The 14,031-nt window shown below is 65.2% G+C and carries 11 protein-coding genes; 7 read left to right on the top strand and 4 right to left on the bottom strand.

Features of this window, described 5'->3' with window-relative positions; all coding sequences use genetic code 11:
* The 7 genes from RO069_RS12515 to RO069_RS12545 are packed head-to-tail and all read left to right on the top strand — an operon-like array spanning position 1 to position 8,417.
* A complete protein-coding gene (locus tag RO069_RS12515) occupies positions 1–4,641 on the top strand; it encodes a tetratricopeptide repeat protein (protein ID WP_328187923.1) in 4,641 nt (1,546 codons plus the stop codon).
* The gene (locus RO069_RS12520; RefSeq protein WP_328187925.1) at positions 4,628–5,206 is read left to right on the top strand and encodes a tetratricopeptide repeat protein; all 579 of its coding nucleotides are present in this window, start codon (positions 4,628–4,630) and stop codon (positions 5,204–5,206) included. Before RO069_RS12515 ends, RO069_RS12520 begins: the two co-directional genes overlap by 14 nt.
* A 17-nt stretch (positions 5,207–5,223) precedes the next feature.
* Complete coding sequence (locus RO069_RS12525) at positions 5,224–5,577, top strand: hypothetical protein (RefSeq protein ID WP_328187927.1); 354 nt, start codon at positions 5,224–5,226, stop codon at positions 5,575–5,577.
* Between the two features lie 6 nt (positions 5,578–5,583).
* The gene (locus RO069_RS12530) at positions 5,584–6,288 is read left to right on the top strand and encodes a MotA/TolQ/ExbB proton channel family protein (RefSeq protein ID WP_328187928.1); all 705 of its coding nucleotides are present in this window, start codon (positions 5,584–5,586) and stop codon (positions 6,286–6,288) included.
* Positions 6,289–6,323: 35 nt separating this feature from the next.
* The gene (locus RO069_RS12535) at positions 6,324–6,854 is read left to right on the top strand and encodes an ExbD/TolR family protein (RefSeq protein ID WP_328187930.1); all 531 of its coding nucleotides are present in this window, start codon (positions 6,324–6,326) and stop codon (positions 6,852–6,854) included.
* Entirely contained in the window at positions 6,851–7,375 is a 525-nt protein-coding gene (locus RO069_RS12540; protein ID WP_328187931.1) for an ExbD/TolR family protein, read from the top strand. Before RO069_RS12535 ends, RO069_RS12540 begins: the two co-directional genes overlap by 4 nt.
* Before the next feature lies 1 nt (position 7,376).
* Entirely contained in the window at positions 7,377–8,417 is a 1,041-nt protein-coding gene (locus RO069_RS12545; RefSeq protein WP_328187933.1) for an AgmX/PglI C-terminal domain-containing protein, read from the top strand.
* A gap of 3 nt (positions 8,418–8,420) precedes the next feature.
* Here the strand turns inward: RO069_RS12545 and RO069_RS12550 are convergent, their stop codons facing one another.
* The 4 genes from RO069_RS12550 to RO069_RS12565 all read right to left on the bottom strand — a co-directional run bounded on the left by RO069_RS12550 (position 8,421) and on the right by RO069_RS12565 (position 13,862).
* Complete coding sequence (locus RO069_RS12550) at positions 8,421–10,142, bottom strand: sensor domain-containing diguanylate cyclase (RefSeq protein WP_328187935.1); 1,722 nt, start codon at positions 10,140–10,142, stop codon at positions 8,421–8,423.
* 167 nt (positions 10,143–10,309) lie between these two features.
* A complete protein-coding gene (locus RO069_RS12555) occupies positions 10,310–10,759 on the bottom strand; it encodes a DUF411 domain-containing protein (protein ID WP_328187936.1) in 450 nt (149 codons plus the stop codon).
* Between the two features lie 117 nt (positions 10,760–10,876).
* The gene (locus RO069_RS12560; RefSeq protein WP_328187938.1) at positions 10,877–13,429 is read right to left on the bottom strand and encodes a heavy metal translocating P-type ATPase; all 2,553 of its coding nucleotides are present in this window, start codon (positions 13,427–13,429) and stop codon (positions 10,877–10,879) included.
* Entirely contained in the window at positions 13,422–13,862 is a 441-nt protein-coding gene (locus RO069_RS12565) for a MerR family transcriptional regulator (protein WP_328187940.1), read from the bottom strand. Before RO069_RS12565 ends, RO069_RS12560 begins: the two co-directional genes overlap by 8 nt.
* Between the last annotated feature and the right edge of the window lie 169 nt (positions 13,863–14,031).

Here is a 14,031-nt window from a genome sequence, read left to right on the forward strand (position 1 = left end):
GTGAAACCAGGCTTCACCCGTCATCGCCTGGCCTTGCGCATCCGCCAGGCCAGCGTGGCCCTGGTGGTTGGTGTTTCCCTGTCGGTGATGGCGGCGGAGGAAGCGCCAACCCGTGCCCAGGACCCTGCCTGGGGCGAAGTGCTCTATGAGTACTACCAGGGTAACGCGCTGGATGCCCTGACCCGTCTCGCCGTTGCCCGCCAGGAAGGTGGTATCCAGGGGCACGGCCGGCACCCGGATCTGGTGGAGGGCGGGCTGATGCTGTCCTGGGGCATGCTGGGGGAGGCCAGGGACCGCTTTGAACAGCTGCTGGACGAGTCCGTGGACCCGGGCCAGCGCAACCAGGCCTGGTTCTACCTGGCGAAAGTGTTCTACCTGGAAGGGGACCACGACAGCGGCCGCGACGCCCTGGCGCAACTCGACCAGGAGGTATTCCGGGAACAGCAACCGGCCCTCTACCGGGAAGCCCTGTACCTGGAGGGGCAGATTGCCCTGCAGGATGACGGCGGCAACCGCGCTCCGGAACTCGACCGGGTACTGGCCGCCTTGCCGGACGACAGCCTGTTTGCCGCCTACCTGCGCTACAACCGCCTGTTGACCGGTCGCGATGACAACCGGGAACCAGCGCTGGCCTCCCTCGCCGGGGAGCTGGCGGAAGAGGATGACTGGCAGGACGCCGTCGCCGGCGAGCGCGAGGCCCTACAGGACCGTATCCGCCTGACCCTGGCGGCGTTGCGCTACCAGTCCGGTGACCATGGCCAGGTGCCGGAGATCCTGGCGGGCATCGATGACGACAGCCTGTTCGGCGCCCGGGCCCGACGCCTGGAAACCCTCTCCGCCGAGGGCGAGGAAGCCGAACAGGTACTGGCCCAGTGGGCAGCCAGCGAGAGCGGTGAGGCTTCCCCCCAACAGATGGCCCTGGTGCGGGGCGTGCTCCATGAACGAGCCGGTCGCCGCGACCAGGCGCTGGTGGCCTACCGGGATGCGGCATCCTACTGGCAGGGGCGCTACGACGGTGCCGCCGGTCGCCTGGTGGCACCGGACGAGGCCGACCTGCTGGCGGCCGTGGTGTTCGCGTCGGAAGAACGGGGCGAGCAACGCTGGCTGCCCGGGCCCACCCTGCTGGAATTCCCCGAGGCTATCGTCACCGATCCCTATGGTCGCCTGGAGGTCATGCCGGCGCCGGGCGTGGACGAGGACGCCGCCGGGCTGGCGGAACTGGTAGCCGGTGAACGCTTCCAGCGGGCCCTCAAGGATTTCCACGAACTCAACCAGATGGCGCGGCTGCTGGCGGATGGCGACCAGAAGCTGGCCTCCTTCAACCTGATGCTGGAGACCCGTCGCCAGCAGCGTGAGGACCGTATCCGCCAGACCCGGGAAGCCCTGGCGGGCATCGAGGACGACCAGTGGTACCAGCGCCAGCGGGCCTTCCACCAGCAGGTGGAGCAGGCCGAGGCCGGGGAGGACGCGGCCTACTTCATGACCCGCGAACAGCGGGCCCTCAGCGACCGGCTGGAGCGGGCCCGGGAACGCCTGGCGCAACTGCCCGACGATGACCGCACGGCGGAGCAGCGCCGCAAGCTGGATCGGGTGGCGGCGGCCCTGACCTGGCAGTTGGCGGACAACTATGGGCCCAACCGCTGGCGGGTGCGCCGGGAACTGAACCGTCTCGACGCCGCCCTGGACGAACTCACCGACCGCAAGGCCCGGTTGGAACAGGAAATGGCCAGCCCCGGCGCCGTCGGCGACCTGTCGCAACGGGTGGAGGACAGCCAGCGCCGCCTGCAAGGGCTCACCAGTGCCATTGCCGACGCCCGTTCGGATGCCCGCGACCGCCTGCTGGCGCAACTGCGGGATTACTACCGCCGCGACCAGCAGCAGGCCCACCGTTACCTGCTGGCCTCAAGGCTGGCGGAAACCCGGCTGCTGGACCAGCAGTTCCGCCAGGACCGGGACAGCCTGGAAATCGCACCGGAAGCCCTGGCGGCCAACTTGGACGAGCTGATAACCCGGTACCGGGAACTGCTGGTGCTGCTGGATGAGCCTGAGGCGGTCCACGCCGCGGAATACCGGCTCTACGACCTGATGTTCATCGAGGCCGAGCGTCGCTACGCGGATACCGCCGAGGATACCTTTGACCCGGTGATCGCCGGTTACGAAAAGCTGCTGGCAGAGAATCCGGCGCACAGTGAGAACCACCGATTCCGCTATCAGTTAGCCCGCATCCATGACCTCAAGGGGGATCGTGCCGCCCAGCGACAGGAACTGGAAGCCCTGATTGACCAGTACCCGGACTCGCCCCTGTGGGTGGAAGCCCAGTTCCGCCGTGCCGAACTGCTGTTTATCGAGGGTGACTATCCGGCGGCGGAAACCGGCTATGCGGCCGTGATCCGCGCCAGCGACGGTGCACCGGACGAACGCCAGCAGACCTTCGCCACCCATTCGTTCTATATGAAAGGCTGGTCCGAGTTCCGCCAGGGCGACTACGACACGGCGGTGATCAGTTACAGCCACGCCCTGGACCGGCTACTGCCGGACAACGCCACCCCCGGGGACCTGGACCGCCAGCACCGCACCCTGGTGGAGGACCTGTTCCGGGTGCTGGGCCTGACCTTCACCTACCAGGGTGGCGCGCCAGCGGTGGCCGACCTGTTCGAGCGCGTCGGCCCCAAACCCTGGGAACCCCTGGTCTACGAGCGCTATGCGCAACACCTCCAGGAGCGGGAGCAGTACACCGACGCCATCGCGGTCTATCAGCAGTACATCGACGCCCACCCCTTCAGCGACCAGGCACCCCATTACGCCGTCCGCATCATGGACATCTACCGGGCCGGCGACTTCCCGGAGGCGGTTCCGGCGGCCCAGGCCCAATTCGTGGAACGGTACGGTGTACGCAGTGCCTACTGGCAACAGGCCCCGGATACGGTGCGGGGCGCCATCCGCGACCAGTTGATCATCCTGCTGCCGGAACTGGCCAACCGCCACTACCTGAAGGCCCAGGACGCGACCGATCCAGCCACCCGGGACCAGGAGTACGACCTGGCGGCCACCTACTACCTGGATTTCGCCGACACCTTCCCGGATCACCCGAAGACCCCGGAAATGTTGTTCCTGCTGGCGGAGACCCGGCTGGCCCAGGAGCAGTGGGGCAATGCCATCGAGCTCTTCGAGCGGGTGGCCTACGACCACGGTCAGCATGACCGGGCCGCCGAGGCCGGCTACGCCGCCATTCTGGCCTACCGGCAATCCGGCCTCACCGACGACGCCGACAGCCCCTGGCCGGATCTGGAGCAGCAAAGCCGCATCCGCTTTACCACCCGCTTCCCGGAAGATCCCCGGGCCGAATCCATCCTCTACACCGCCGTGCAGTACGAGGCCGCCGTTGGCAATCACCGGGGCGTGCAGGAGCTGGGTGATCGCCTGCTGTCCTGGCAGCCGTTGCAGGATCCCACCCTGGCCCTGGAAACCCGGCTGCTGCAGGCCCAGAGCTACTACGAAACCGGCGACTATCGCAGCGCCGAGCTGGCCTACACCGAGGCGCTGGCGGACATGCCGGCGGAGGACCCACGCCGCAGCCAGTTGCAGGACAGCCTGGCGGCGTCGGTCTACCAGCAGGGTGAACAGTTGCTGGCCGCCGGCGAGAAGCAGGGCGCCGTCACCGAGTGGCTGCGGGTGGCCCAGTCGGCCCCGGGCACCGAGATCAGCGCCCGCGCCCGCTACGACGCCGCCGGCCTGTTGCTGGAGATGGGCGACTACGACGACGCCCTGATGGTGATGAATGACCTGCGCGCGGCGCAGCCCAACCACGAACTGACCGGGCAACTGCCCTCCCGCATGGCCCTGGCCTACCGGGAGACCGGCCAGTGGCAACTGGCGGCGGAGGAGCTGACTATCCTGGCGGATGCCAGCACCGACCCGGAACAGCAGCGGGAAAACCGCTGGCTGGCGGCGGAACTCTATGACCGGGGCGGCAACCGCGCCGAGGCCATCAGTGCCTACCGCCAGTACGCCGAACAGTATCCGGAACCCGTGTCACCCTATATGGAGGCCGCCAACCGGCTGGCGGAGCTCAGCGGCGAACAGGGCGACGACGGCCAGCGCCGGTACTGGCTGGAACAGCAGGTTGCCACCGCCGATCGCCTTGGCGACAGCGCCGACAACCGTACCGCCATGCTGGCCTCGGAGGCCGCCATCACCCTGGCGGACCAGGCCCGGGCCGATTTCGAGGCCATCCAGCTGACCCTGCCCCTGCAGGACAACCTGCGGGCCAAGATGGATGCCCTGGACGAGGCCGCCGATGGCTATGAAAAAGCCGCCGCCTATGGCCACGAGGACTACCACAGCCAGGCGGGCTACCGGCTGGCGGAGCTCTATCGTCTCCTGGCCCGGGACCTGATGGCGTCGGAGCGCCCGCCGGGCCTGAGTGACATGGAGCAGATGCAGTACGAGCTGTTGCTGGAGGAACAGGCCTACCCTTTCGAGGACGATGCCATTGCCATCCACGAGCAGAACGTGGCGCAGACCCGCGACGGCCATTATGACAGCTGGATTCGTCGCAGCTTCGAGGCCCTGGGCAAACTGCTGCCTGCGCGATACAACAAGCCGGAACAGACCGGAGGTGCCGTCCATGAACTGGAATGATACCTGGCGGGCGGGGTGGCTATGGGTCGTCGTGCTGGCGGCCGGGTGTGCGTCGACACCGGATATCGGACGGGATGACTCTGGCAGCGGGGCCGCGATTTCATCGGAGTTCCGTGGCCGCTTCCAGCAGGCGGTGGCCCTGATGGCGAATGAGCCGGACCAGGCCCGCCGGGCCCTGACCACACTGCACCGGGAGCGGCCCGACCTGTCCGGGCCACTGGTGAACCTCTGCATCCTGGATTTCAGGGCCGGGGAGACCGACGCCGCCGAAGCCTGTTTTGAAAACGTGCTGGCCAGTGATCCCGAACAGCCGGATGCTCTCAACCATCTGGGCGTGCTGGCCCGCCAGGACGGTGAGTTCGGACAGGCGGAGGATTACTACCGACAGGCGCTGACCGCCGATCCGGAGCACCTGCCCAGCATTCGCAACCTGGGCATCCTGCTGGACCTGTACCAGGGCCGGCACCAGGATGCCCTGGACCTGTACCAGCAATACCAAGCGCTACTGCCGGAGCCGGATCCGATGGTGGCGCAATGGGTAGCCGATCTCAAAAACCGACTTTGATGGTCCTTATGAGTGACATGAACAACGTCAGAACACAAAAGCGGGAAACCCGGCACAGTCGCCACGGGCGGATGTCGTTAACCTTGACGGTATTGATGCTACTGATCGCCGGACCTGCCCAGAGTCAGCAGGCGGGCGGCCAGGGCCAGGTGGTGACCATCGAGGGTACCCGCATCCAGGGAGAACAGGAACTGCCCACCGTGCTCTACCTGGTGCCCTGGCAACCGGTTGCCAGCGAGGGGCCGGAACCCATGGAACGCCGCCTGATGACGGGGGAGACCCCGGCACCGCTGGAGCGGGAGAACTTCCGCCGGCGCCTCGACTACCACCAGACCCGACTTGAATCACGATCACAGGACACCCAGGAGTAAACCCCCATGATCGAATCCATTGCTGGCTTCTTCCAGGACGGCGGCCCCTTCATGGTCGTTATCGCCATTGTCCTGCTGATCGGACTCATTGTCGCCGTGGAGCGCTGGCTGTACCTGACCACCCAGAAACACATCAATCGCCGGGATTTCCGCAAGCTACACGACATGCTGCACCGCAAGGATCTCAAGGGCGCCCTGAACTACGCCCGTGACTCCGGCAGTGCCATGGCCACCATGATCGGCGCCGGCCTGCTGCGCCTGGCCCGTAAGCAGCCCCGGGAGGATATCGAGTACGCCATGGAGGAGGGGCTGCTGGAGGTGATGCCAAGGCTGGAGAAGCGCACCCAGTACCTGGCGACCCTCGCCAACGTGGCGACCCTGCTGGGGTTGCTCGGCACCATCTTCGGCCTGATCGACGCCTTTACCGCCCTGGGGGCCGACGAAGCCGCCGGCAACCGCCAGGCCATGCTGTCCAGCAGTATCTCCCTGGCCATGAGCACCACCGCCTTCGGACTGATCACCGCTATTCCACTGCTGCTGATCCACGCCCTGCTGCAGACCCGCACCAACGAGATCGTCGACAGCTTCGAGATGGCGGGCATCAAGGTGCTCAACCTGATCAGTGATGCCAATCCGGCCACGGCCAGCGCGCCGGCTTCCCAGGCGGCAAGGCCGCAATCGCCCAGGGCGACGGGCACTCCCTCGAACTGAGTGCTCCCGCGGATGCCATTGGTCAGGAGAACGCCATGAGGCGCAGACATCGCCGGCTGACAAGTGAAGCGGACCTGGACGTCACCCCGTTCCTCAATCTGATGATCGTGCTGGTGCCGGTGCTGCTGATGAGTGTGGTCTTTGCCCGCACCACCATCATCGAGCTCAACTTCCCGCGCAGTTCCGGTGCCGCCGCCGAGGAACAGCCGATACGGCCCGTGGTGATCATCACCGGGCAGCAACTTGCGGTCACCGACAGCGAGGGCCATGTGCTGCGGGAGATCCCGCCGCTGCCGGTGAGCGACGTTGACGAAGGCGACACGACAACGCCGGACTACGACCAGTTGCTGCTGGTCATGAAGCAGCTCAAGAAGCAATGGCCGGAGCAGGAGGACATCACCGTCAAATCCAGCCCCGACACCCACTATCAGACCCTGATCGGGGTGATGGACACGGTGCGCTCGTTCCACACCGTGGAGGTGACCAGCCTGGTGGAGGTGAAGCTGTTCCCCAATATCTCCGTGGGTGACGCCCCGCAGGGCCGTGTCGGGGAGGTATCGCCGTGAAGGAATCCCCACGGGCCCGCCGGCTGCGGCGCCATCATCGCCGTACCAAGAACCAGGGTAAGCTGAACCTGGTGTCGCTGATGGATATCTTCACCATCCTGGTGTTCTTCCTGATGGTGAATTCCTCGGCGGACAACCAGCTGATCAGCGACAACCCGGAAATCGTGCTACCGGAGTCCACATCCCAGCAGTCGCCGGAGGACGCCCCGACCCTGATCGTCACCGAAGACAATATCCTGCTCAATGGCCAGTTGATCATGACCCGGGCGGATCTGGACGCCAGTGAAGCGGCGGTTGCCCCGCCCCTGACCCAGGCCCTGTCGGCACTGGAGGTGCCCGAGCGGGCCGGGGAAACCGCTGCCGCCGGTGATGACGAGGCGGTGCCGGGTCGACCCGTGAATATCCTGGCGGACCAGGAGTTGCCTTACGCCGTGCTGCGCAAGCTGATGGCTTCCTGCACCGAGGCGGGATACTCGGCCATTTCCCTGGCGGTCACCCAGAAGAATCCGGAGGGCGCGTAACATGGCTGAGCGCCGCTATGGATTGCCCTGGGAAGAGAGTGACAGCGACCGTCGTCGTCTGCGGATTATCAGTTGGGTGCTGGCGCCGGTGTTCCTGGTCGCCATTGTGGTGCTGGAGTTCATGCCGATACCGGAGCCACCGCCGAAAGAGACAGAGGAGCCGCCGCAGCTGGCGGAGCTGATTCTGGAAGAAGAGCCTGAACCTGAACCTGAACCCGAGCCAGAACCGGAACCGGAGCCCGAACCAGAACCTGAGCCAGAACCCGCGCCCGAGCCCACGCCGGAACCGGTATCGCAGCCGGAACCCCAGCCCGAGCCTGAGCCGGAACCGGAGCCCGCGCCCGAGCCGGCACCCCAGCCGGCCCCGGCGGAACAGACCGCTGCAGCCCCGGAGCCCGAGCCCCCCAGCCCGCAACCCTCGGAAGAGGAGCAGGCCCGGGAAACCGCCCGCAACACCGGTATCATGGCTATGAGCAGCGAACTGTCCGCCCTGCGGGAGCGTTCCGGTAACACCTCGCTGCAGGGCCCCAGGGCGCGGAGCGATTCGCCGGCGGCCACGGATACCGATCGCCTGGCCGAACAGGCTACCAGCGAACGCTCCCAGGGGGTCTCCGACCACCAGCCAGAGGAACAGGCCCGGCAGGTGGCACTGCAACAGCGCCAGGAAACCCAGGTGCAGGCGCCCAGGGAAACCGCCTCACCAGAGCCCGTTCCCCAGGCCGAGCCCACCCCGGCGCCGCCCCGGCAGGTCAGCCGCAGTCGTGAGGAACTGCGCCGCACCATGGACGCCAACAAGGCGGCGGTGTTCAGCATCTACAACCGTGCGTTGCGGCGTAACCCCTCCCTACGGGGCACGGTGACGCCGGAACTGGTCATCGAGGAAAGTGGTACGGTCTCAAGCTGCAAGGTGGTGGAGTCGTCCCTGGACCAGCCGACCCTGGAGGCGAAGATCTGCGCCCGCCTGCAACTGGTGAACTTCGGTGAGAAGGATGGCGCTGGCCGCTCCACCATCCGCTATCCGATCGAGCTGCTGCCGGGTTAACCGTTATTCGCTGGTCTCGGTATCCGGCACCTCCTGGTCACTGGTCACCAGACGGTTGCGCCCGGACTGCTTGGCCTGGTAAAGGGCCTGATCGGCCTGTCTGAGAATCTCGTCGAGGGTTTCCCCGGGTCTGGCCAGGTGGCCGCCGACGCTGATGGTGACCGGCATGCCCATGGCCTGGCTCTGGGTTTCCACATGGCTGCGTACCCGCTGGCCGATGTGGGCCAGGGTATGGCTGTCGCAGGGGGAGAGGATGACCACGAACTCGTCGCCGCCCCAGCGACCGGCCTGGTCATAGGGGCGCAGACTGGCCCGCAGCCAGTGAGCTACATCGCAGAGGATGGCGTCGCCACTCTGGTGGCCCTGTTCGTCGTTGATGGTCTTGAAGTGGTCGATGTCCAGCCAGAGTACGCCAAAGCCGTTACCCTCCCGTTGGGCCCGTTCGATCTCGCCGGCGAACAGTTCATCCAGGGCCCGGCGGTTGCCCAGTTCCGTCAGCGGATCCCGGCGCGCCAGCCGGTGCAGGTCCCGGGTGCGCTCGTCCACCTGACCCTGGAGGTCTTCGGTGGAGTCCTTGAGGGCGGCCGCCATCTGCTCGAAGTGACTGCTTAACCGGCCGATCTCATTGTTGGGCTTGGGCAGCGACGGCAGCCTGAAATTGCCCTGGCGGACCTGCTTCACGGCCTCTTCCAGGGCCATCACCGGGTTCAGTACCCGCCGGCTGATCAGCAGGTGGAACAGAAGCAGGGTCACCAGCAGGGTGGCCAGGAATACCGCCACCAGCGGCCACAGGTAACTCACCGGCAGCAGGGTTTCCAGGTCCAGCAGGGTGATCTCGAACCAGCCAATGGCCGGCAGGTAGGCCACGCCGGCCAGATGCTTGCGGCCATCCACGGTGACAAAACTGCTGGTCACCTTGCCCTGTTCGCCGCCGCTGTTCTTCAGCATCTGCAGCATGCCCAGCACCTTCTTCTGGTCGTCCGGGTCGTCGAACAGCAGGTCAACGGTGTTCTTCTGGCCTTCGGGCTTGATGATGCTGGCAAAGTCGATGTAGTTGCGGTCGCGGTAGAGCTGGATGGCGCCGTTGTAGTCCACGAACAGGGTGGTGATGCCATCCTGGCCGATATCGACAATGTCCTGAAGGAACGAATCCAGCTCCAGGCCGGTCCCCACCATGCCCAGGATCTCGCCGTCCGAGCCCCGCATCAGTACGTCGATCCAGAGCTTGGTGACGCCCAGTTCGGTGTCCGGATTGACGTTGAGGTGGAAGTCGCGGCCTTCCTCGATCAACTGGAAGAACCAGGCGTCGTCCGGATCCTGGCGGTCCAGTACGTAGCGGAACTGATCGCCGGCGAATTCGTTGCTGGCGTTGTTGAAGTAGTAGTGGCCGTTGGACCGAAGGGCCACGAAATAGCTGTTGTCGTGGAAATTGGCGCGGAAGCTCTCCATCTGTCGGATGGCGGCGGCCTCCAGGGCCGGGTCATCCGGAGACTGGGCCCACTGGATCAGGGTGGAGGAGTCGGCCATCTGGCGGGCCAGGCCGATTTCCCGTTCCAGGGACTGCAGCAGTCGGGCGCTGTCGTACCGTACCTGGATCTCCGCCACCTGTTGGCCCCAGCGCTCGATGATGTCCTCGGACAGGGCGCGGTAGGCCACCCAGGTGGCGAATGAAGCCACCAGGATAAGGGCCGTGGCCAGGCCCAGAATGCGTGTCTTGAGGCTCAAGGCGTTTTCCTTCCGGACTGGATACCGCGTCCCGGCGGGTTTTCTCCCCCCTGACGAAGGTCTGGGCGCCCTGTCATGAGTCAGTGAATTCACGGGCCGGGACAATGGCCCCAATCATAAACGACTTGCTGGTCAATGCGTAGTCAGCGTGGCCCTATGAGGCCGAATCACTGATATTCCGCAAACACCCGGGTCTGGCCGGCCTCGTTGAACAGCAGTACCTGATAGGCGTCCTTCCGGTCACCCATCTCCATGCCGGGAGAGCCAACGGGCATACCCGGTACGGTCAGGCCGTGGGCCTGCGGTGCCGTCTCCACCAGACGTTTGATATCCGCTGCAGGCACATGACCCTCAATCACATAATCGCCGATAAAGGCGGTATGGCAGCTGGATAGCTGGGGTGTCAGCCCCGCGTCCATCTTGACCTGGTTCAGGTTGGCGGTGTCGGTGACATCCACCTCGAATCCATTCTCTTCCAGGTGGTCCACCCAGTCACCACAGCAGCCGCAGGACGGGGACTTGTAAACCTCAATGGAGAGGGTGTTTTCCTCGGCGATGGCGCTGTAGCTGGTGGCCATTGCCGCGATAAGGCCGGCGGCCAGGATCCGTTGTTTCATGGTGCGTTCCTCAGTGGTGATCGTGTTGTGTATCAGAAGCATCGGTGTCGGAAAGCCAGAACCACCAGACAATGGCGCCCATCAGCGCCAGCCCTGCCAGGTTGACCAGTAACGTTGTCATGGGTTCCCCTCCTTTGAGGTGGTTATGTGACCGGGTTTGAAAAGCCGTAGGCGGTTGGCGTTGCTGACTACCGTCACTGAGGACAGGGACATGGCGGCCCCCGCCAGGATCGGGCTCATCAGCACGCCGTACACCGGATAGAGCACACCGGCGGCGATGGGGATGCCCAGGGTGTTGTAGACAAAGGCCCCGAACAGGTTCTGGTGGATATTGCGTACCGTGGCCCGGGACACTTCGATGGCATCCGCCACCCCGTGCAGGGAGCCCCGCATCAGGGTGATGGCCGCGCTTTCGATGGCCACATCGGTGCCGGTGCCGATGGCAAAGCCCACGTCGGCGGCGGCCAGGGCCGGGGCATCGTTGATGCCGTCGCCCACCATGGCCACGGTGTAGCCCTTGCCACGCATCTCTTCCACGATACCGGCCTTGTCCTCGGGCAGCACCTCGGCGCGGACGTCGTCGATGCCGGCCTTGCGGGCGATGGCGTCTGCGGTGGCCTGCACGTCGCCGGTTACCATCATCACCCGGATGCCGGCATCGTGAAGGCGGCGGATGGCGTCACCGGAGTCTTCCTTGATGGCGTCGGCCACGCCAATCACTCCCAGGACCAGGGGTCCCCTGGCCAGGAACAGGGGTGTACCGGCGTCGTCGGTGATCAACCGGGCGGCGTCTTCCAGGGAGGACAGGTTGATACCCTCTTCTTCCAGCCAGCGGCGGTTGCCCAGACGCAGGGTCTGGCCATCCAGGTTTGCCTTTACGCCCTTGCCGTTGAGGGCTTCAAAACCGGTCACGGTTTCCATTGCCACCGCCTGCGCTTCGGCATGATGCACGATGGCCTCCGCCAGCGGGTGTTCGGAGTGCCGTTCCAGGGCGGCGGCCAGTGACAGCAGTCTTTCACTGTCGTTATCGGCCGCATGGACATGGGTAACCCGGGGGCGTCCCTCGGTGATGGTGCCGGTCTTGTCGAGAATCACCAGGTCCAGCTTGCCGGCGGTTTGCAGGGCTTCTCCCTGGCGGATCAGCACACCGTATTCGGCGGCCTTGCCCACGCCGACGATCACCGACATGGGGGTAGCCAGCCCCAGGGCACAGGGGCAGGCGATGATCAGTACCGTGGTGGCTGCCACCATCATATGGACCACCCTGGGATCCGGTCCCAGGTTGAACCAGGCCAGAGCCGTGATCACCGCAACCAACATCACACTGGGCACGAACACGGCGGAGATCTTATCGGCCAGCCGGCCGATGGCGGGCTTGGAACCCTGGGCCTTCTTCACCAGCCGGATAATCTGGGCCAGGGCGGTTTCGCTGCCCACGCGGGTGGCTTCATAGACAATGGCACCGTGAGTATTGAGGGTGCCAGCGGAGACGTTGTCACCCTCGGCCTTGGCCACGGGCATGGGCTCCCCGGTGAGCATGCTCTCGTCAATACGGGTGCTACCGTCGACCACCACACCGTCCACGGGCAGCTTCTCGCCGGGGCGTACGCGGATATGATCGCCCTTGCGAACCTGTTCCACCGGCAGGTCCTGCTCCTGGCCATCGCGGATCACCCGGGCGGTTTTCGCCCGCAGGTCGAGCAGGCGGCGGACCGCCTCGGAGGTCTTGCCCTTGGCCCGGAGTTCCAGCGCCTGGCCCAGGTTGATCAGGCCGATGATCATGGCGGAGGCTTCAAAGTACACATGGCGGGCCATCTCGGGAAACACACCCGGGAAGATGGACACCACCATCGAATAGACCCAGGCCGTGCCGGTGCCCAGGGCAATCAGGGTATCCATATTGGCGTTGTGATGGCGGAAGGCCTTGGCGGCCCCGATAAAGAAATGGCGCCCGGTCACCACCATGACCGCCAGGGTCAGGATGCCCAGGTTGATCCAGGTGAGCTGATTGGTATCGCCGACCATCATGGACCCGAAGCCCATGCCATAGGCCATCAGGCCAATCCCCAGCCCCAGGCTGACGGCCATCTTGACCAGCATGTCCCGGTAGTCCCTGCGGTCCTGTGCCTGCTTTTCGCGATCCGCAGCCTCCGCGTCCTCAATCACCGAGGCGCCGTAGCCGGCACGTTCCACGGCCTGTAGCAGGGTCTCGGCGTCGGCGTTGCCGTATGCGGTGGCGGTGTTGTCGGCCAGGTTCATGTACGCACTGGTGATGCCCGATACGGAGGTCAGGGCCTTTTCAATGGTGGCGACGCAGGAGGAACAGGTAGCGCCGGTAACGGCGAGTTGTATCTGATCTTCCCAGCTGGCGGGCCCTGTCGTTTGCGTGGGCGCTTCCTGCTGTTTTTCAGAAGCACCACCTACCTGACAGCACGAGGCCGGTTCTGCTGTCAGGGCCTGGGCCGGATAGCCGGCCTCGGTCACCCTTGCGGCAGCATCGTCCAGGTTCACACGGTCGGGGAGAGCCACGGTCTGTCGCTCCAGGTCGACCTCCACATCGTCCGGGCTATCCACCAGGGGAGCCAGCGCGGCCCTGATCCTGTCGACACAACCCTGGCAACTGGCCCCGGATATGGAGAGTGCGGGTGTGACGGTTGCTACATCAGCCATGGTGGCAGTCTCCGTTATGATGGGGTTGGTCATCGTCCCAGTGTTCGATCAGCCGGCATATGGTATGACCGTCCGGGGTGCCGTCGGGCATGGCCTGCCAGGCTTTGAGGGCGCTTTTCATGCGCTCGCGCAGTTGCTGGAGTTCGGCGATTTCCCGCTCCACGCTGGCCAGCCGGTCTTCGAATACGTCACGAACCATGGGGCAGGGGGAGTGGTGCTCGTCCGCCTGTTCCAGGATGGCCCGGATTTCCGGCAGCGAGAATCCCAGTTGCCGGGCCTTGCGGGCAAACCGGAGCCGGCGCAGGTCTTCGGCGTCGTACTGCTGGTAGTTGTTGTCCGGATTGCGGGTGGGGTTGAGCAGACCTTCCCGGGTGTAGAACCGGACGGTGTCCGGGTTTACCTCGGCTGCTTTTGCCAGTTCGCTGACTTTCATCGGTTATCTCAACTTGGTTGATCTGTCAGCGTAGACTAGAACCTGTGAGTTGCTCATAGGTCAAGGGTTGGTGGTGGTTTCGTTGTGAATGGTGCTTGGATTGGGGGGCGGGTCCGAGGGTTAGTAGGGGTCTGGGGGCGTTTCTTCGCCGCAATTCACGGTCCATCCC

This window comes from Marinobacter sp. OP 3.4, assembly GCF_036224885.1.
Lineage (GTDB): Bacteria > Pseudomonadota > Gammaproteobacteria > Pseudomonadales > Oleiphilaceae > Marinobacter.

What these genes read in the sequence shown, in the direction of transcription:
- RO069_RS12520 (WP_328187925.1), top strand. Translation starts at nt 4,628, where the DNA reads ATGAACTGGAATGATACCTGGCGGGCGGGGTGGCTATGGGTCGTCGTG.
- RO069_RS12525 (WP_328187927.1), top strand. Translation starts at nt 5,224, where the DNA reads ATGAACAACGTCAGAACACAAAAGCGGGAAACCCGGCACAGTCGCCAC.
- RO069_RS12555 (WP_328187936.1), bottom strand. Translation starts at nt 10,759, where the DNA reads ATGAAACAACGGATCCTGGCCGCCGGCCTTATCGCGGCAATGGCCACC.
- RO069_RS12545 (WP_328187933.1), top strand. Translation starts at nt 7,377, where the DNA reads ATGGCTGAGCGCCGCTATGGATTGCCCTGGGAAGAGAGTGACAGCGAC.
- RO069_RS12565 (WP_328187940.1), bottom strand. Translation starts at nt 13,862, where the DNA reads ATGAAAGTCAGCGAACTGGCAAAAGCAGCCGAGGTAAACCCGGACACC.
- RO069_RS12560 (WP_328187938.1), bottom strand. Translation starts at nt 13,429, where the DNA reads ATGGCTGATGTAGCAACCGTCACACCCGCACTCTCCATATCCGGGGCC.
- RO069_RS12535 (WP_328187930.1), top strand. Translation starts at nt 6,324, where the DNA reads ATGAGGCGCAGACATCGCCGGCTGACAAGTGAAGCGGACCTGGACGTC.
- RO069_RS12530 (WP_328187928.1), top strand. Translation starts at nt 5,584, where the DNA reads ATGATCGAATCCATTGCTGGCTTCTTCCAGGACGGCGGCCCCTTCATG.